The sequence below is a fragment of the Oribacterium sp. KHPX15 genome (assembly GCF_900107835.1).
Taxonomy (GTDB): Bacteria; Bacillota; Clostridia; order Lachnospirales; family Lachnospiraceae; genus Oribacterium.
Window position 1 is genome coordinate 32659 of sequence record NZ_FNRG01000012.1, and the last position, 19382, is coordinate 52040.

Here is a 19382-nt window from a genome sequence, read left to right on the forward strand (position 1 = left end):
TAGAATATGAATATGTCATTTTGGACCGGCGCGGTTGGGGCGGATCATTTCAAAAACAGTCTTGATGTGGTTTCCAATAACCTTGCCAATATCAATACAGTAGGATATAAACCAAAAAACTCTCATTTCAGAGAGCTTATTAACTATAACCTGAACGACTCAAGAGAAGCGGTTACAGAGCTTCAGGCAGGAGCGGGAGCCATCGTTAATGAGACCCCTTCCAACTATAAATTCAGCAGTATGAATGTGACCAATATGGAAACAGACTTCTGTCTCATGGATGACAATACTTTCTTCATGCTTCAGGATCCAAACGACAATTCTATAACTTATACAAGAAACGGACATTTCCACAGGGGACTTATGGAGGATGGTGAGTTTTATCTCATGACTGAATCCGGTAAGTATGTTCTCGATCAGAATGGTCAAAGGCTGAAGGCAGATGTCATCGATTTCGAAAAACTTCATGCAAAAAGTGAGGACGAGAACGGGGAAACAACCGAAGAAACCGAAGAAACTCAAGAAAATGAAGAAAAACCAAGAATTGGCGTTTATACTTTTCCTCATCCGAGCCGATTAATAAGTCAAGGGGACAACGAACTGGCAGTCCGTGAAGGTGATAATCAGAATACTGCAGCACTTGTGAGCTATCCTCATTTGGAAAGCGGAGTTCTGGAAAGCTCCGGTACGGACATGGCATTGGAGATGACAAAGATAATAGAGAGTCAGAGAGCATTTACCTATGCCTTAAAGATGGTGACTACTTCCGACGAGATAGAAGGTACCATCAATCAGTTGAGAGGATAATTAATTTAGTGGGGAACGAGTAATGAGGATACGCGATTATGGGGAAATGAACCTTCAGGACCTGGATGTCATGAGGGAGATTGGAAGTATAGGTACAGGACATGCAGCAACGTCACTGTCAAATATGCTTCAGAAGGAAGTTCGCATTACTTTTCCTCAGATAAAGATACTTGGTTATGATGAAGCTGTTGACTCCATCGGCGGCGATGTTGAGGAAGTTGTCGGAGCAACACTTGTAAAGATGGACGGAGAGATCAATGGTCTCATGTTGTTCCTTTTCAATCTGGAGTTTGCCAATACCATCTTTGAAAAGATGATGGGCGTGTCATATCCCAGTTTTGAAGCCTTTGATGACATGGCACACTCGGCAATAACAGAGATAGGGAACATTATCATCTGCTCCTATGTTAATGCTTTTACAGAACTTGTAGATCTTAATATCAGTCTTTCAGTTCCCAGCTCGGCAGTAAGTATGCTGGGAGCCATACTTACCGTACCTATCGCAGAGTATGGATATGAGACTGACAAGCTTATGTATTGTACCGCTGACTTTGTGATTGAGGGTAAGACCTACAACGACTGGCTCCTTATGCTGCCTGATATCGCATCCCTGAATAATATATTGAAAAAACTTGGGGTTGAATAATTTATGGACAGACAACTTAAGGTCGGGATCGGCGATATGAAACTGACCCGTGGACAGGGAGAGATAATCACCTATGCCCTTGGTTCATGTATCGGAATCGTATTTTATGATCCTGTTCTGAAGTTAGGGGCACTGCTTCATATCATGCTACCTGTGAGGCAGAACAAGGATGATCCCAATTTGCTGAAATATGCAGATACAGGTCTTGCTGAGACTATACGCAAAATGACGGCTTTTGGTATGCTTAAATCAAGGGCGATCGTAAAGATCGCCGGTGGAGCAAAGATGTTCTCCATCAGCGGCAATGCCAGTTTCGGTAATATCGGTGAAAGGAATGCAGAAACAGTCCGGGAGATACTGAAAAGGGAAGGTTTTCGTATCGCTGCAGAGGATTGCGGATCGAATTATGCAAGAACAATGAGTCTGGATGTGGCTACGGGGGATGTGGTTATAAAGACCTCAGGGCGTCCGGAAAAACATTTATAAATTTATCCGTTAGGAGGAAACCTGAATTGAAGAAGAACAAAAAAGACGGAATCTTGCTTGAGTCCGGTACGAACGAAATTGAGATCATGAAGTTCAAGGTCATGAACGAGTACTATGGCATCAATGTTGCCAAGGTTGTTGAGATCATGATGACGGAGAAGGTTAAGCCTATGCCTCATTCACATCCGTCAGTTGAAGGTTTCTTTAAACCGAGAGATGTTCTCATCACAGTTATCAATCTGGGACAATATCTCACAGGCGAGCGTAAAGAATACGGCGACAGAGACCTGTTTATCATTACAGGTTTTAATAAGATGATGGTAGCTTTCCGTGTTGACAGCATCGAAGGTATAAGCCGTATATCATGGAAGAGTATCCAGAAGCCTGATAAGACTCTGGGTTCTGGTGATGAGTCTGTAGCTACAGGTATCGCACAGTGTGACGACCAGCTTGTAACAGTTCTCGACTTTGAGAAGATCGTAGCTGAAATCTCTCCTGAAACAACTATCCAGGTTTCAGAGATTGATGAGATGGGAGACCGTCCTATCAATCAGGCACCTGTTGTTATCGCAGAGGACTCTGTTCTTCTGCAGAAGATGATTCTCGATTCTCTCCAGAGAGCAGGCTTTACAGATATCCATATGTTCAATAATGGCCAGGAATGCTGGAATTATCTTGATGGACTTAAGGATGATCCACATGTTTATGAACAGGTCAGCATGGTTATCACAGACCTTGAGATGCCTATGATGGATGGTCACAGACTTACTAAGCTCATTAAGTCAGATCCACATCTTCGTCATCTTCCGGTTGTTATCTTCTCATCACTTATCGATGAGCAGATGAGAGCAAAGGGTAAAGAGCTTGGCGCCGATGAGCAGCTTTCAAAGCCTGAGATCGGACATCTGGTTCATATCATGGATACGCTTATCAGCAGATATGAAGAGCAGAGAAAGAATGATTTTAAGGGCGTATAATCGTCTATATTGTTGGGGCAGGCCAGGTCAGGAGCCTGTCCCTCTTTTTTTCGCGATAAGGCCGTCACGCGTGCGTTGTGCTTGTACATACCACCGGGGACGGTGGTATTGTGATGTCGAATAGTGGGGGAGGACTATGAAACAGAAACGGATTGCTCTGGAAAACAGGATCATTATCCTTATATTGGGTCTTTTGATGGTGCTTTTGTACTCTGAAGCAGCATCAGCTGAAAGCTGGGTATTTGAAAAAGGAAAATGGTACTATTACTATACCTATGATGAACCTGTTGAAAACCAGTGGATAACCTATGGAGGAAACGAGTACTATATCGGTTCAAAAGGTCTCATGTCTACGGATAAATGGGAAACGGATAAGGATACCGGCAGAACGTATTATGTCGGAACCAACGGTATCAAACAAAGAAATGTCTACACTGCAAAGGGAGACAAATTTGTGGGTGATGACGGAACCGAGCTTGTTACATTCGACGACTGGAGAAAGGATGCAAAAAAGAAGCTTAAAGAGGTGATAAAAACCTTAAACAAGAAACATACCGTAACCTCTGATCAAAAGGCCCTTCTGGCTCAGTTTAATGCTTCTAACGCGGCATTTGCACTGTATGACCTAAATGGAGACGGATTCAGAGATATCATCGTCATAAATAAAGCCTCTTCTGATAATCAGGTACTGGACATACTTCTGTGGAACCCTGAGGAAAGAGAATTTTATGCCATCATGGAGCTGGATTTCATCTCAGATGAAAGTGCGGTGCTTAAAAGAGAACCTTACAATGGGAATGTATGGGCTGTTGTGACAAGAGGAATAAACGATATTTCTTTTTGGCAGTTAAGACTCCAGGAATATAATTTTATTGATGTAGAACACTACCATTTCGGTTATAATGAATACGGAGATGTAATATATTATATTGATGATGGTGAAGTGGAGGCCGGTTTTTGGAATTCCTCGCTTATAGAGAGGACACAACAAGTAGGATCAGGCATATTGACAGACTATTATGACCTGGATGAAGCTTCCATCAACGCGCAGGTAGATGCATACCCTCTTGATGCAGAGCTTTTTCTGTTCCAGGAGGCAGATACAGATTAGTATACAGATTCCGGGATGCAGCTCCTGCGACAAGGAGGAAATTGTGAGTACAGAATCATTAAAGGATGAAAGACCTGAGAAGGGAACCTTTGAATCAACTGACGAAGCTCAGGAATTTGCGGCAAATATAGCAGATTCCATCAAAAACGGACTTAAGCAGGCTCCCAAACAGTTTATTTCTGGTGCTGCAGAGAATTTTGATGCCATTGAGGCTGAAAGCATAAATGTGAAAGAAATTAAGGATGTCGGAAAAGATGGGAATACAGCTGCCAAGGGAACTGCCATCGATTACCGGCCATACGGACTTGATGATATCAATCTCAGAAATGAGATCGTACAGGAAAAGGAAAAAGAAAAGAAAAGAGCCATAAGGGTAGAATCCTCAGAGGACAGAGATGTTCTTTCGGAAGCGATCCAGAGAAGACTTGAGGCCAAGATTTTCGGTGAGGCAAAGGTTCATGAGGGCTTCCATATCGTAAACATCATGCAGGAGTGCTTAAAGAGCGAGGATATACTTGCATACATGAAGAAGAATAACTGCTGTACCTGCGAGAGATGTCAGGCAGACGTGCTGGCTGCAACATTATCCCACCTTCCTTCCATGTACGTAGTTATGTATAAGAAGTCCACTTCAGCAAGAATAAGCTTCTATCATGAGAACTATAAGATGGATATCCTTTCTGCCATCATGAGGGCTATCAGGGACGTTAATGAACATCCTCACCACGGACATGACCGTATACAGTAATTTTATTATTATTCGGTATATCGTACGCGAAGGTGTGTGCTGCAAACCATATATTTAATAAATGTCAAAGCTTTGGAATATTCTTGTATATTCCGGAGCTTTTTTGCATTTGGCTTATAATATTAAAGAATATGTCGATAAATGTAGTGAGGAATATTGTCTATAGGCCAGGGAAGGTCTTTGTTTTAATTATGAAGGAGCATTTTTATGAACGTATCATCAAGCAGCAGCTCAAGTACGAGCTCATTGGGAAATACCTCCTTAAAAGGTTTTGGAGGACTTGCATCCGGCCTTGACCGTGATGCGTTGATTGAACAGTTAACATTAAATACAAGCAATAAGATCACCAAGACAAAGCAGAATATAACCAAGCAGGAATGGCGTCAGGAAGCGTACAGAAGTATCACTGATCAGATGATCGATATGGAAGATGACTACCTGAGCTACTCCGGTAAGACCAGTATCGTTAATAACGATCTGTATGCAAAGTCAGTTATCACCACAACAGGAAACAGCTCCTCGGCTGCGCTTCTTTCGGCGACGGGAAGCTCCAATCTCCTTGATTATGTTTCCGTAAAGGGTGTAAGCCAGCTTGCTTCGTCAGCTGTTATGACCTCTGGTAAAATGAATGAAATCTCCACAGGAAAGACTGCATCGGCGTCATCTAAGTTAAGTGATCTTGGATTCTCTCAGGATGATATTTCCGGCATGACAATTAACGGAAAATCCTTTGAGCTTACAGGGGAGTCGTCTGTTAATGACCTTGTAAATGCTATTAACAAGAGTGATGCAGGTGTTAAGGCAACTTTTGTTGCAAGTACGGGACAGTTGATGCTCTTTGATAAGACTACCGGATCAGAGAGTAAGATAGAACTTAACGATAAGGCTAATGCTATTTTCGGTGGAGAGGGATCCAATTATACAGCCGGAAAAGATGCTGAAATGTATGTAAGTTACGGCGGTTCCGATCCTGTAAAGATCACAAGCCACAATAACACCTTCAACGTTGATGGTCTCAAGATTACAGCCAGCGGCACATTTGGCGATATTGAGGTGGACAAAAACGGAAAGGTCACAAGCTTCGATGACAATGCAAGTGTAAGCTTTACGGCTTCAGCCAATGTTGATAAGGCCACAGAACGTGTTAAGAGCTTTATAGAAGCTTATAACAAGCTTGTTGAAGAAGTTAATACCCACGTTACCACAAGACCTGCCAGCGGTTATGATCCTCTTACTGACGAGCAGGAAGATGAGATGACCGAAAAGGAGATCGAGAAGTGGAATGAAAAGGCTAAACAGGGAATACTTTATAATGATGGAGAGGTTCGTAATCTCGCCTATGAATTTCATGGGATGATGAATGATGTTCTGAACGGTGGCATTAAATACAGTGATCTTGAGAGTATAGGTATCACCCTGAGTTCAGATCACGCCGATGGCGGACAGCTCAGCTTTGATGAAGATAAATTCCGTAAAGCTATGGAAACAGATGCCGATAAGGTTGCAAACATAATGTGCGGAACCGAAAACAGTACCGGATTCGGATCAACTATCAACAAGCAGATGACACCTTACGCAACAAGATATTCATCCAGAAACGGTAATTCCTATGGTCGTCTTGTAGAAGTTGCAGGTTCTGACAAGCTTGTGGCTACAAAGAACAAAAACGAAATCTACAGCAAGATAAAGGGATTTAACGAAGATCTGGATAAGTGGAAGGATAAACTTCAGTTGGAAAGGGACAGATACATCAAGCAGTTCTCCAATCTTGAAACACTTATTAATAGCATGAATACTCAGTCAAGTTATCTATCCAGCTTATCTTATTGAGATTTTTGCCGATATACAATATGTAGTAAAGAAATTTAGTTGATACATATTTTTAAAGAAGGTGTAGCTCATGTCTTATGAAAAGTATAAAGAAAATACCTTATTCTCCATGTCTCCTGTAGAACTTCTGGTTCTTTTATATGATGAGTGTATGAAGGACTTAAGGAAGGCACATATAGCACTTGAGGATGGAGATATGACTATGTTCGAGGAGTATGTTGGAAAAGCTCTTAAGATCATAAGATATCTTATAAATACTCTTGATATGTCTGTTCCTGTCAGCAGTGATCTGAGAAGGCTGTATGATTATATCATATATGACATTTCAAAGGTAAGGGCATCCGGCAAGCGTATGGCGGGAGAAATTCCCAGGATTATCGAGATCATACAGGATCTTCGTGACGGATTTGACGGTGCCAGCAAAGTAGTACAGGATACACATGAAGTGAGACAGGCAAGCGTTGTAGGTTGATGCGTTATCGGTGGTAAGTATGGAAGATGTTTTGGATGTTGAGAATCTCGCTGTTCTTTGTCAGAGAAAATATACATTCATGAAAGATGTTAAGGATCTTACTGATGAAATAAGCGATGTTCTGTCAGGTAATGACGGTTATACGGCAGAGCTTCTTCTTGAAGAAAGAATGGACAAACTCAGAAAGGTTCAGGATACAACAGAACGGATACAGCTGTTGGGAGAAGCAGGACCGAAGGCAGCATATGCGGCGCACAGACTTATATATTCCGAGCCCGAGAATATAGAACCTGAGAATCCCGATGAAAAGCTTGTGAAAGAGATAAGGATCAAAACAAGGTCTCTGATAAAAGAGTTACAGGATCAGGACAGGCGTTTGAACATGCAGCTTGCAAGGGATCAGTCTTTTTACAAGGAATAAGCCGTAGGCTATATGAGAAAAATGCTAAAAAGCATAGTTTTTAAAGACATTTATGGAATCACGGAGATTTTCTCCGTGATTCTTTTATGTTAAAATGATAGAAAAGAAATCCCATCAGAATCTGAACAAGTAACAGGATTTTGAGGAAGGAAAGAAGCATGAATCGTACAGTTTTTGAAGGACGGTATCTTGTAGATCTTGTGGGATCGGTGATAAAACAAAAAGACTTTACCAAAAAATACATGAAGATGGATTGGGAGAGACTTTTTCATCTTGCCGACTATCATAAGATTGCCAATATCATATATATCGGCATGCTTGGTGCTTCTGAGCATGTTCCCAAGAAGTGGGGAGAGAGGTTTTTTGAACGTTATCAGGAAAGCCTCATGTATTCTTCAAGCTATGAAAATTCCGAGCTTGAGATTCTTACCATGCTTAATATGCATAAGATTTCCGCAACCGTCCTTGAGTCTTCAGCCACAAGACGACTTTACAGGATTCCGGAGAGTGCCAGCAACAGTCCTCTGAGAATCCTTATGAGTGAAAAGGATTACAGTCTTGCCAAGGGCTTTCTCATAGATCTCGGTTATCTCACAGATCACTTTTATCCAAAGTTTGGTGAACATATGAGAGCCGGCAACGGATTTACGGTGGAAATCTACTATAAGCTTCCTTTCATTACAAAGAACTATCAGAAGTGCATGACCTCATTGATGGAGAAAGCTTATATAGATAAAACCTTCAATTCCATGCACACCTTTTCCCTGGAATCAAGCTTTGTGTTCCGTATGGCAGAAATCTGTTACAACTATTGTGAGGATGCTCTTACCATTCGTAAACTCCTTGATGTTTTCCTTTTCTATCATCAGTTCAGGTCCAAGATGAATCAGGATCTGATATGGACAAGATTTAAAGAGTTCAAAATAGATGTCATAGCCGAATGTCTGATACATATTTCATCAATATGGTTTGGAAATAGGGCAGATGACATGCCGGAGCTCACCATCGAGGATGCAGATGTTTATGACAATATGGAAAGCAGGATCCTGAGTAACGGTGTCATCGGAACCGATATGGTAAATCAGGCAAGTATTCTTAGAAATGAAATACAGAGAGAGCTTGATAAAGAAAAAAAAATAGAAGAAAAGGCGCTTCGCAAACAGGAAAGAGGTGAATTCTGGCATAGATTTAAACAGGAGCTCCTGTGGATATTCCCTGAGTATAAGTATATGAGTTCCCTGTATCCAACCCTGGAAAAATTGCCGGTGCTGCTCCCGTTTTTCTGGATCATCAGAGGCTTAAGGATGATGAAGGAGATGATGGGGTTCGGATCACGTAAGAAAAGGGATGCTTCAAAGGAAGTTTCCTACGGATCTACCAAAAAAGCTGAATCCTCAGGCGGTATATCTTACCTTCCCAGGGAGACCAAAACTATCAAGGCTATCAAGGAAGAGAGCATGAGCGGTGTGGCAGTTTCTTTAGATGATGGCGGCAGATCAGGAAAGATTTATGATTCGGTACAGGCTGACAAAGAACAGAAATCAAGGCTTGACGAAGAAATCAAATCAAGTGTCGGAGAGAATGTCACTGAGGCTGACTTCAGGATGGATGAAAATGCCGAAACCTCTATAGGTCTATGGGAGTTCCCTAAACTTAAGAATGTTCAGGAAGCAACATCTCAGGTACAGAATAAGGCTGCTGCAGAAAAATCCCGCATTGAGAAACCTGAAGAATATGAGGGAAATGATCTCCTGGGTATGGATGTGTCACTCTTCAACAATATCCTTTCCAATGATAAAAACAGAACCTCAGATAAGGTTACTATAGTACCTGAATACACTGATTCGGGAAAACTCGAGTACAGTTTTAAAAAAGAGGGAGAATCATCAAAAACAGAGAGATCACAGGAACCTGAGATAGTTGTTGCGCAGGATGAGAATCACAATTCCATAGGTGTTCAGAAGTGGCACTTCCCTACACTGGAAGAAGTGGAAGAGAAAGAAAAAAATTCATAGTCTTTTAAAATTTAAACCCCTTCGCCATATGTAAGGCGAAGGGGTTTTCTTTATGATTTACTGTTTTCTTTATTTGAGTTGGCATCAGCTTTGATTTCAGCCTTTGCCTCTGTTTCAGCCGGTTTATCTTTTGCGTCTTCAGCCGCTTTATCAGCCGCTTCATCAGGTTTGTCTGCTGCAGCTTCAGTCGGTTTATTCTTTTTGAAAGTAATATGTTTAAGAGAATCCTGAAGTCCTGTAATGGCAGTGAGATGAGGTGAAGAAGCATTTTTGTTTTCCTGCTCAGCTATGGAAAGTTCCTCGCGGAGAATAGAAATCTGTTTTGGTGCATCGATAGCAAGTCTTACACCATCAGAAGCACTTTCCACCACAGTTATTCTGATATTATCACCTATCAGTATACTTTCATTCTTTTTACGTCTTAATATCAGCATTAGACCACCTGCCCTAAACTATATTTATCGGTATGCCGATCGTCATGCTTCAGGATCCGAATTCTTAAGACCTTCCTGAACTGTGGAGAAGGAACTTAATTTATGTCTGAAATCATATTCAGACTGATTAAGTATAACCTGCATGGCTACACGTTTATCCGGATTGATAACGATCGGGGCTTTCATATTAACGGTATTATCCAGGTAATTACTGTGTAATACACAAACTACATAATATGAAAGGTCATTCTCGGATTTGACATTGAGATAAGACAACTCCTCCGGACTTAACACAGGGTTGTAATCCGGATCCAATGAAAACGGATTAACGACTGCAAAAGCAATGTCTGTGTTTTCAAGGGACTGTAAAAGAAGGATAGTATTGTCCTCGTTTTCATCAAGCACAAGAGGAATATAATCCTTTAACTCATTGAATCCAAAAAGCCCGTCCGGGAAATGGATGATATCTGACTCCTCGTACTCGATTGTTCCATAGTCTCTGGTTTCTAATGTCAACATGAATGACAACCTCCATTAAGTATATCTTATAAAATTAAATATTGCTATGTTTTTGATGGAATTATTGTTCTTACTGAACAAAATCAAAAAGGGAATTCTGCATTATCTTTGAACCCACCTGCATCGCTGCATTGTAAGAGTACATATTCTGGTACATCTGTACTATGGCTTCATAAGTATCAATGTACATATGATCGTTATATTCTTCAATGTAAGTGTCCTGGGCAGTCTGCAGCTGGTTATCTACTTCATTAAGAGTCTGAGTAGCTACACCGATACGACGGAAGGTATTGCTGACGCTGATCATGGCATGATCCCAGCCTCCCAAAACATAGGCAAGGTCTTCGCCCAGCCTGTCGTAGGCAGCCTGCTGCTCTGCTTCTGTTCCGTAGAAAGAATCATAATAGGTTTTTGTTGCATCCACAGCCTGTGCATTCAGACCGAAAGCAGAGGTGTTCATGGCACTCTTGATGGCTTCCTTTGCAGAAGCGTCATCCATGGCACGAAGCTTCTCAGAGGTGAGACCGGTTACCATGTTTAAACCACCGTAGTATGTATCCGGAAGAGTTTCCACGGTGTTGATATCGCCGTAGCCCAGGGACATTCTTCCCTGTTCACGCATCGCAGTAAGAACCTTGCTGAGAGCCTGATCTTCTGACAATGTACTGCCGTCTGCAGCAGTTCCTCCGAATGTAAAAGATTTTGTTGTCGGGTCATATGTCATGTCTATAACCGTGGCCTTGCTGTCTCCGGGGAACTTGTGATGATAGCTCAGTTTCATACCGGTTTCATCCATGGTGAAAGGAACCGTGGTCTGGTCATTTCCGCCCATGACATAGTAGTTCTCATATGTAGCGTTGAGATCCTGAGTCATGGTCTGCTGCTTGTTAAGCATGTAGGTATGCATGGTATCTACAGTACTTTCGAGACCCTGATAGGATGAGGAAGCCATCTGTTCATATTTGATATTCAGGTCACTCATCTCCGAGTAGAAGGTTCTGGAGGTGGATTCCTGCTGCTCCAGACGGTTGATGACGTCCTTTATCATGGTATCCTTTGTAACTACATCGTTATAGAGATTGTCTATCTTTTTTCCCGCATAGTAGTCAAGAGGACTTTCGTAAGCATTATCATACTTTTTTCCGCTGGAAACCTGCTGCATGCTTTTATTGTATTTGGATTTCAGATCCTGAACAGATTTCGCGTAGTCTTTGTAAAAGGTTGAAGCTGTGACGCGCATAGGAGTATCTCCTTTCTATAAGATCAGACGATTCCAAGAAGAGTCTCCAGGGTTTCGTCAAAAGCAGTCATTATTTTTGCGGCAGCGTTGTATGAGGAAACATAGATCATCATGTTGGCTGCTTCTTCATCCAGGCTGACACCGGACAACTGATCCTTGGAGCTTGTAATGCTGTCAAGTACGACTTTGTTGGTGTCGAGAGCATCCTTATTGTTATACTGGTCATTGGCAAGCCTTGTGGAAAGACTGTTCATGTAGTTTGCAAAGGTTTTATCCGCAAGTTCTGAATGAGGCTGGGTAAAGGATCTCAGCATATTGAGGACAGTCTGGTTGGAGTCGGCACCCTTAAGACCTATTTTTGTATCGCCGTTTATCCACTTCTTACTGAGGGAAATATTTTCGGCGGTGATCTCATCGAACTTACCGGTCTGTGTGCTTCTGTTAACAAGCATAATGTAATCAGTTGCGCCGCCATCTATGGCAGATTCTGCGTCAGCCCTTGCCTGAGCTTCAGTCTGAGTGGGGTAATCCCAGGTATTACCCATATAATTATATGTATTCATCTCATCAGCAAGAGTCTGTGCCAGATTGTCCAGCTTATCCATATAGTAGTCATAGCCATAATAGGTTCCCTGCTTTAAGCCGCTGGTGGCAGTGCCGTTTGGATCTGATTTGGCAAGCATATCTAGGCCTGCCTGAACAGAACCTCCCGAGAAGGTGACTTCACCGTTTCCGGGTGTTGTAGCACTGTTGGCGGTTCTTATGGTTTGGGCTGATACCTGAGTTCCTTTTTTATTTGTTGCTGCTGAAATAAAATCAAGCTGTACATCCAAAGGACCGGTTCCCGATGTAGCAGGGTTTGTGCTGTTCCATTTGGTATAGGTAGGAGGGTCATTATCTGCTCCTGTCAGCTTTACTTTACCGTAGTTAAATCCATTGGCATCATCATAAGTGCCGTTTACCAGGATTATACTTTCATTATTTACAGTACCGTCTGCATTGGTTGTGGTGTAATCAAGAGATATACGTAAATCCGACGGCCAGTCAGATCTGCCGGCAATCTCACCGGTCTGGTTGTATATGTAGATTTTCTGACGTTCTGTTACTTTTGTTTCCGTTTCATAAACAGGATTGCCATCGCCATCGACTAATGGATTACCATCTCCGTCAGTAGCCTGAATAGGATTACCATTGGAATCAGTAGCGGTCACGGTCTCATATACATTATAGGTCTCTGAAAAGCTTTCAACAGTTATGGGTATATAAGATGAGAGTTCATCAATCTTCAGGTTTCTCTCGTCCAGAAGCTCCAGAGCTTTACTTCCCATAAGCTGGTTATGTTTGATCTGTTTATTGAGATCACCTATTTCCCGAAGAAGGTCATTGATTTTCTCAACGGCACCACCCTCAGAGGTTCCTTCACCATAGAGCTTCTCAAATTCGTTATCTTCGGCTGTTTTTATCTTGTCTGCTGCAGAATTAAGGAGCACGCAGGTAGCGTTCAGGGTAGATTGCAGCTGGCCTTCATATATGGGATCCTGAACCTTGGAAGTATCCTGCATGATAGTGAGAGCTTCCTGAACTTCGTCAAGAGATGCTCTGATTCCGTCCATATTGGACTCGTCCATAAAACTACCCAGAGTATTCAGTGAGTATTCGGTTGTGTCGTTGTAGGCATATTTTGTATTCTGATCCCGGTACTGAATATCCAGGAACTGGTCACGAAGCTGAACTACTTCGTCCATGGAAACACCGAAGCCAACGTTCACATCGTTTTCGTTCATGTAATAGGATGTGGGATTATTGTAGTTAAGGCTGGAGGTCTTTAATTGCTGCCTGGTATAGCCTTCTACGTTCATATTGGCGAGGTTCTGCGACGTTACATCAAGCTTTTTTGAGTTTGACTGCAGGGATGTGAGAGCAGTCTGGAAACCTCCGAATGTTGGGCGAACCATAAATTTACCTCCTGTCTATAGGCATGCTTTCGCATAATCATCTTATTTCTCTTATATATATCGTCGGTTTTTCAAAAAACATTAGATATCAGGGGTAAAATTAGTATAAAGAAAGAATTTGAATGTTGTGGGCAGTAAAGAAAGAATCCGGACATAGAAGAAAGGCAGCTGCACACTTCCATGTACAGCTGCCTTATGTCTCATTTATGATTTTAAAGGGTAAAATCAAGCTAAAGTATCCTGAAATGCTTTTGGAATTTTATTGGTGGATATCGCAACATTAACATCATTTAGTCTGATACGCATGATCCTTTCAGCAGACACCTGACTCTCTTTCAAGATTTCAAGAGCTTCCTTCAGATCATCAAATAAGGGACTTAATACCGACTTTTCCTCTTCGGACACCCGGGACAGTATCTGGCTGGACCGAAGACCCTTCCAACCAAGCTTTTCGGCAAGCTGGACACGTTTTTTTTCGAGACTTCGAAAACTGTAAAGATCGGGCTGGGCCTCTTTGACAAGGACATCAAGTTTTTTGGGGTCATCATGTGAGGCGGAAACGGTCATTTCCCGCTCCAGCCTGATGAGCTTTTTCACAACGGATACCTGTCCTGTAAGTACCTTTGTGAAATCGTTAAATGTTGCAGAGTCTGTCATACTCACTCCTTAAAGGGTATATCATCCTCTGTATCCAAGCATACGTTCCGCAATTCTTGTTGAATCCACATTATATGTGCCGGACTGAACCTGTGCTTTGAGCTCCGCAACTCTGCTGGCGCTCACGCCTGATTTCATAGAAGCGGCGGTTTTTGAAGCAAGCATCGATGCGAAGCTGTCATCGCTGACAGAATTTGTTGAGAAAGATGCCTTATCAAAACTGCTCACATAAGATGCGGATGATGCGGAAGAGGATTTTGTTTTTTTGTTTACATTCTTGTCTGTATTGGTATATCCAACCTTACCAAACAGAGTAGTACGTAAATTGACGTCCATAAATTGCCTCCTTGCATAAACGCACAATTAAATCAATGAGTTCCTTCTGCTTATAATATCGACAGTAGTTTCAAAATAATAACTTATATTTAAAATTTTTTCATTAAAAAATTGTGCTTCTTGTTTTTATTTAAACATATTATCGTCCTTTGCTCAGACAATATAACATCAAGAATTGGATAACGCTATAAAAATTTTAAATTGCACATGTTAAACGGCAAATTTTCCAAAAAATATAAGTGTATTTTTACATTTTTTTCTAATAGTTCATAATCAAGAAGTCGATATAATACTATTAGGAAATTAACTATGCGATTTATGCGATCAAGATCGCTTAAAGGAGATAAATAATATGGCCAATATATTACAGGTACAGAATCCTACCATGGGTGGTCAGGGTATAGGCTCCCCCGGAGTGTATCCCCATACGCCGCAAACCCCTCAGATACAGTCGCCGGACAGGGTGATCCCTTCTCCCCCGGGGGAAAACGGTGAACAGATAGGTCCTGAAGTAGGGGAAGGTACCATAAACTTTGAATCGAATTATACGAATTTTATTCAAAGGATGTATGAAGGCATGCAGCTCACCATGGAAATGGAACAGCTTCTGTTTACGGACGGGGTTGCATTGCAGACCATGGGAGACACAGAGATTCAGGAAGTTCTGACCCAGCTTTTCACAGAGATGGAGACTACGGAGCCGGAAGAACTGATGACTCTTATAGAATCCCAGCAGCAGGCGCAGGTGAAATTTTCAGGAGAGCTCTTCGATGGATTACGGGATATCCTGAATGAAAAGATTTCACCCTCCTTCAGAGAAACGATTCTCGATTTTGTAAAAACCTATAACAATTATGCGTCGAGTGAGCATCTGCTCAATCAAATGGAGTCTCTCGGTAAAGACATTGAGAGTTTGCTCCTTCCTTCTTCAAGAGAGAGTTTTTCCAAACTGATGGAACAGTTGGACAAAAACGCAGCTCCCGGAGATATTGAAAAAAATACAGAGGTCATTAACAAAGAGATCATACCTTTTCTGTCAAAGTATGTCTCAAAAACCCATAACTATGGTGCTGTCAGGACCGCCAGTGTCCTGTTCTCACTTTATGCCGTAAAGTATGAGGCAGGAGACAAGAATGTGCTTCAGCAGCTGTTTACCAAGATGATCAAAAACGGTGACTTCCGAATGTTCTTTAAAGGAGATCCGGAGGAGGCCCTGCAAAAGGCTATGGAGAATCTGAGACCACAATCGGAGAAGGCCAAAAATTTGCCGGAGATGCTTACAAAGCTTATACAGAAGGGGACAGAAGGAAGCGCGGGATCAGAAAGTGTGGAAAAATATTATAAGGTACTGAATCATCTTTTGATGAATGAGAGTGTCTATATGCCCCTTCTTCATTTGCTGGTTCCTTTCAGATATCAGGATAAAAATGTTATGTCGGAAATGTGGATAGATCCGGATGCTGAGAGAGACAGACCTGATGCTGCAAAAAAACAGAAGCTGTTTATTAAATTCAGTATTCAGAATGTCGGCAATTTTGAACTGATATCCATGGTGAATAACGGTAATGTCAATATGCAGATATTTGTCCCGCCGACACTTACGGAACCTCAGGAAAACATTTCCAGGAGTATCCAGGACATTATCACAAAAAACGGTCTCAGGGTAAGCACCATGGAACTTGGGGTACTCACAAGAAGTCACAGGGTGGATGAAGTATTTCCTGAGATAAAGGAAAAGGAGAAAGGTATAAATGTCGCCGTCTGAACCTATCAGAAAGAAAAAGGCAGCAGCCTTAAAATATGATCCCGATAAAAACGGAGCACCGGTGATAGTTGCTTCCGGAATGGGATATACAGCAGAAAAGATCACTGAAACGGCCATGAAGGCGGGAGTGCCTGTGTATGAGGATGATTCTCTTGCTTCACTCCTTACGCAATTAAAGCTTGGAGCCGAGATTCCTCCGGAGCTTTTCAGTGCAGTTGTAGAAATATATGTTTATTTCCTGAGATTCGCTGAAAGAGAAAACAACAAGGTAGCTGAGCCGGAACCGCCTAAGGAAGTAATGGGAGATGAAGATATCATTCAGTCGTAAAAAAATGAATAAGGAAACAGGAGAAAAGGCAAAAGCAAACAGGAGCTTCTTACGGAAACTTTTGCCGGTGCTTCTGATACTCATTTGCCTTACCGGAATAGCTTCCTTTGCCGCCACACAGCCCATCAATACTGTGTCTGTCAAGGTTAAGTCAAAGCTTGAAGCAGGCAGGATGATCCCTGAAGAAATCAAAGTTGAGAAAACCTCTGTGGATGATAATGAGATCGCCGTATCAACCGGCGGCAATAAGTATTCTATTACAGAAGCGGAGTGGACAAGTGGGGCAGATACGAGAGCCAAGAGCGGAGAGACCCCTACCATGAGAATCACCCTTCAGGTTTCGGATATATCGAAAAACTATTTTCTTAGCAGCTACAGAAGTTCCAACGTATCCATAACCGGCGGTACCTTCGTGAACGCCACAAAAAGTAAGGATGATCTCATTATCACTCTTAAGATTGATCCCATAAAGGGAGATTATGATTCTCCGACGGATGTATTCTGGAATGATAATAAGCTGGGTGAGATAAGATGGACAAGGCCGGATAACACTTCCGGGACTTACGAACTTAAGCTTTTGAGAGATAAAAAGAATGTTACCACCGTCACAAGTTCGGGGCTTCTCTATAATTTTTATCCTTATATGACTCAGGAAGGTAAATATCAGGTAGAGATGAGAACCATAGTTACCGACAGCAAGGAAAAGAAGTATACCGGTAACAGTGAATGGGTGAGTTCTACAGAACTGGTAATCACAGACAGAGATGTGTCTGACGGAACAGGCCGGGGAGGAAGCGGCGGACAGGCAAAACCTTTATATCAGTTTGGATGGTATAAAGATAACGGATTCTGGTACTACAGATATGTTTCGGATAACACACTTCAGGGAGCCGGCTGGGCATACATAGATAATGACTGGTATCTCTTTAATCAGTATGGACAGATGCAGACCGGCTGGCAGGAAGTTAACGGAAGAACCTATTTCCTGTTGAAAAACGGTGCCATGTATACAGGCTGGATGAAAAACGGTTCGGACTGGTATTATCTGATCCCCAGAGATGAGCTGAAAACCGGTGAGGTTTACGGTCAGACAGCCAATAACGGCTGGCGTATCATCAACGGCCAATACTATTATTTCAAGAGTAATGGTGCCATGTATACAGGCTGGCTTTATGAAAACGGAAAATACTATTTCCTGAACGATATTGATAATTCACTTCTGGGAGTTATGTTCACAGGATGGATTCACAGAAACGGCAAGACCTACTATTGTGACTCTGACGGAACTATGGTTGAGGGATGGCACAGTGTGAACGGAAACTATTATTACTTCTACCCCGGAAGCGGACAGATGGCTACCAATGCTTACATTGGTGAGTATTATGTTAACAATGACGGAATCATGCAGTAAGAGAGGCACGACATGAAGGATCCATACAACAGAAACAGACCTTCATACAGAGACCGTATAAGGGAACAAAGGCAGGAGGAGCTGGAAAGGCTTGAAAAGGATGCGAAAAGATCCAATAAAGCTGCAAAGCTTTTCATGCTTCTGCTTATTGTGGCATGGTTTTTGCTTACTCATACAAAAACAGCCAAAGCAGATGGCAGTATCATCGATAAGATCAAAGTGGATATAGAACAAAATTATGGAGATCCCGGTGAGATTCTGGCTCCTACCATTACCACAAGCACAAGTAATATTGATATAGGAGAGATTGATTACTCAAAGGATATCGAAAAGTGGAAACCGGGAAACAAGGTTGTTATCACTATAGATTTTCATGCGGATGAGGGTTACTACTTCGCGAAAAACTGGAACAGATCGACGGTGACTTTAAAGGGAGCCGAGTTTAACCATTGCGGAAGAGTAGATGACGGAGATACTCTGAGATTAAAGGTATACTATATGCCTTGTACCGTTCTCGACTGTACCACATCCGCAGGATGGGACTACAATTTCAAGAAGGCTGTGTGGAAAGAAGTTGATTACGCACCGGGGTACGAGGTTACCCTTTATGAAAATGACACCTCTGTTCTGACAAAAAAGGTAAGGGGCACAACACTGGATCTCTCTGAAAAGATACCTGAGTATACAAAGGATACTTACTATTATGAAGTAAAAGCCATACCCATGACATCGGATGAGAAAAAGTATCTTAAGGAGGGAGAGGCGGTTACTTCGGAAGAGGATGTTGTAAATTCCCGCACAGGAACAAAGGGTGTTACGCCTATAGGGTACAATACAACAACGAATGAAGGAACTGCGAATATATATAATGGTGCCCAGGGAAGCACCACCGGCTGGTACTATCCGGGAGGGGCCTGGTTTTACTATGATGACTATGGAAGAGCAGCCACCGGATGGAAGTATATAGGAGACAGCTGGTATTACTTTGACAATAAGGGCCAGATGATGACTGGATTCCTGGTGGACGGTGACGGAAGTACTTATTTTCTGGATCCTACCTACGGAAGGATGCACACCGGCTGGGTGTTTATAAACGGCTTCTGGTACTATTTCAACAGCAGCGGAAGGATGCAGACCGGATATCTTTATGACGGAGGCAAGGTTTACTATCTTGATGATTTTGGCCGGATGATGGCACAGCAATGATTAAATTTACAGTGTACT

Annotated in this window: 19 protein-coding genes and 1 pseudogene; 14 read left to right on the forward strand and 6 right to left on the reverse strand. The window is 42.2% G+C overall.

Features of this window, described 5'->3' with window-relative positions; translation table 11 throughout:
* Nucleotides 1-6 precede the first annotated feature (6 nt).
* The 10 genes from BLV86_RS08890 (at nt 7) to BLV86_RS08935 (ending at nt 9513) form a co-directional block, all read left to right on the forward strand.
* The gene (locus BLV86_RS08890) at nt 7-807 is read left to right on the forward strand and encodes a flagellar hook-basal body protein (protein ID WP_090816366.1); all 801 of its coding nucleotides are present in this window, start codon (nt 7-9) and stop codon (nt 805-807) included.
* Between the two features lie 22 nt (nt 808-829).
* Complete coding sequence (locus BLV86_RS08895; RefSeq protein WP_031549280.1) at nt 830-1453, forward strand: chemotaxis protein CheC; 624 nt, start codon at nt 830-832, stop codon at nt 1451-1453.
* A 3-nt stretch (nt 1454-1456) separates the two neighbouring features.
* Nucleotides 1457-1939: a chemotaxis protein CheD gene (locus BLV86_RS08900; protein ID WP_031549282.1), complete on the forward strand. Its 483-nt coding sequence runs from the start codon at nt 1457-1459 to the stop codon at nt 1937-1939.
* A gap of 86 nt (nt 1940-2025) precedes the next feature.
* Complete coding sequence (locus BLV86_RS08905; protein WP_090816445.1) at nt 2026-2916, forward strand: chemotaxis protein; 891 nt, start codon at nt 2026-2028, stop codon at nt 2914-2916.
* A gap of 136 nt (nt 2917-3052) precedes the next feature.
* Complete coding sequence (locus BLV86_RS08910) at nt 3053-4027, forward strand: hypothetical protein (protein WP_090816369.1); 975 nt, start codon at nt 3053-3055, stop codon at nt 4025-4027.
* A 43-nt stretch (nt 4028-4070) separates the two neighbouring features.
* The gene (locus BLV86_RS08915; protein ID WP_175456487.1) at nt 4071-4775 is read left to right on the forward strand and encodes a late competence development ComFB family protein; all 705 of its coding nucleotides are present in this window, start codon (nt 4071-4073) and stop codon (nt 4773-4775) included.
* Nucleotides 4776-4982: 207 nt separating this feature from the next.
* The gene (gene fliD, locus BLV86_RS08920; RefSeq protein WP_090816372.1) at nt 4983-6605 is read left to right on the forward strand and encodes a flagellar filament capping protein FliD; all 1623 of its coding nucleotides are present in this window, start codon (nt 4983-4985) and stop codon (nt 6603-6605) included.
* A 70-nt stretch (nt 6606-6675) separates the two neighbouring features.
* Nucleotides 6676-7077 (forward strand): flagellar export chaperone FliS, encoded by a 402-nt coding sequence (locus tag BLV86_RS08925; RefSeq protein ID WP_031549292.1) that lies wholly within the window; start codon nt 6676-6678, stop codon nt 7075-7077.
* Between the two features lie 19 nt (nt 7078-7096).
* The gene (locus BLV86_RS08930; RefSeq protein ID WP_031549294.1) at nt 7097-7498 is read left to right on the forward strand and encodes a hypothetical protein; all 402 of its coding nucleotides are present in this window, start codon (nt 7097-7099) and stop codon (nt 7496-7498) included.
* A 158-nt stretch (nt 7499-7656) separates the two neighbouring features.
* Complete coding sequence (locus BLV86_RS08935; protein ID WP_090816374.1) at nt 7657-9513, forward strand: nucleotidyltransferase family protein; 1857 nt, start codon at nt 7657-7659, stop codon at nt 9511-9513.
* Between the two features lie 218 nt (nt 9514-9731).
* Here the strand turns inward: BLV86_RS08935 and BLV86_RS18630 are convergent.
* From BLV86_RS18630 to flgM, 6 genes and pseudogenes are all read right to left on the reverse strand, one after another.
* A pseudogene (locus BLV86_RS18630) lies at nt 9732-9947 on the reverse strand (carbon storage regulator); the annotation flags it as partial.
* A 42-nt stretch (nt 9948-9989) separates the two neighbouring features.
* Nucleotides 9990-10466, reverse strand: a complete 477-nt coding sequence (fliW, locus tag BLV86_RS08945) for a flagellar assembly protein FliW (RefSeq protein WP_242840062.1) — start codon at nt 10464-10466, stop codon at nt 9990-9992.
* Nucleotides 10467-10536: 70 nt separating this feature from the next.
* Complete coding sequence (locus BLV86_RS08950) at nt 10537-11706, reverse strand: hypothetical protein (RefSeq protein ID WP_031549304.1); 1170 nt, start codon at nt 11704-11706, stop codon at nt 10537-10539.
* A gap of 23 nt (nt 11707-11729) precedes the next feature.
* On the reverse strand, nt 11730-13661 hold the full coding sequence (locus tag BLV86_RS08955) for a flagellar hook-associated protein FlgK (RefSeq protein WP_090816378.1): 1932 nt from the start codon (nt 13659-13661) through the stop codon (nt 11730-11732).
* A gap of 225 nt (nt 13662-13886) precedes the next feature.
* Nucleotides 13887-14318, reverse strand: coding sequence for a hypothetical protein (locus BLV86_RS08960; protein ID WP_031549308.1), 432 nt, complete (start codon nt 14316-14318; stop codon nt 13887-13889).
* A gap of 21 nt (nt 14319-14339) precedes the next feature.
* The gene (gene flgM / locus BLV86_RS08965) at nt 14340-14654 is read right to left on the reverse strand and encodes a flagellar biosynthesis anti-sigma factor FlgM (protein ID WP_049962277.1); all 315 of its coding nucleotides are present in this window, start codon (nt 14652-14654) and stop codon (nt 14340-14342) included.
* A gap of 352 nt (nt 14655-15006) precedes the next feature.
* On the opposite strand from flgM, the gene BLV86_RS08970 reads away from it, so the two are divergent.
* The 4 genes from BLV86_RS08970 to BLV86_RS08985 are packed head-to-tail and all read left to right on the forward strand — an operon-like array spanning nt 15007 to nt 19364.
* Nucleotides 15007-16419, forward strand: a complete 1413-nt coding sequence (locus tag BLV86_RS08970) for a hypothetical protein (protein ID WP_090816380.1) — start codon at nt 15007-15009, stop codon at nt 16417-16419.
* The gene (locus BLV86_RS08975; RefSeq protein WP_031549314.1) at nt 16406-16747 is read left to right on the forward strand and encodes an EscU/YscU/HrcU family type III secretion system export apparatus switch protein; all 342 of its coding nucleotides are present in this window, start codon (nt 16406-16408) and stop codon (nt 16745-16747) included. Before BLV86_RS08970 ends, BLV86_RS08975 begins: the two co-directional genes overlap by 14 nt.
* Complete coding sequence (locus tag BLV86_RS08980) at nt 16725-18158, forward strand: PspC-like choline-binding domain-containing protein (RefSeq protein WP_090816382.1); 1434 nt, start codon at nt 16725-16727, stop codon at nt 18156-18158. Before BLV86_RS08975 ends, BLV86_RS08980 begins: the two co-directional genes overlap by 23 nt.
* A 12-nt stretch (nt 18159-18170) precedes the next feature.
* Entirely contained in the window at nt 18171-19364 is a 1194-nt protein-coding gene (locus BLV86_RS08985; protein WP_049962278.1) for a hypothetical protein, read from the forward strand.
* Nucleotides 19365-19382: the final 18 nt, after the last annotated feature.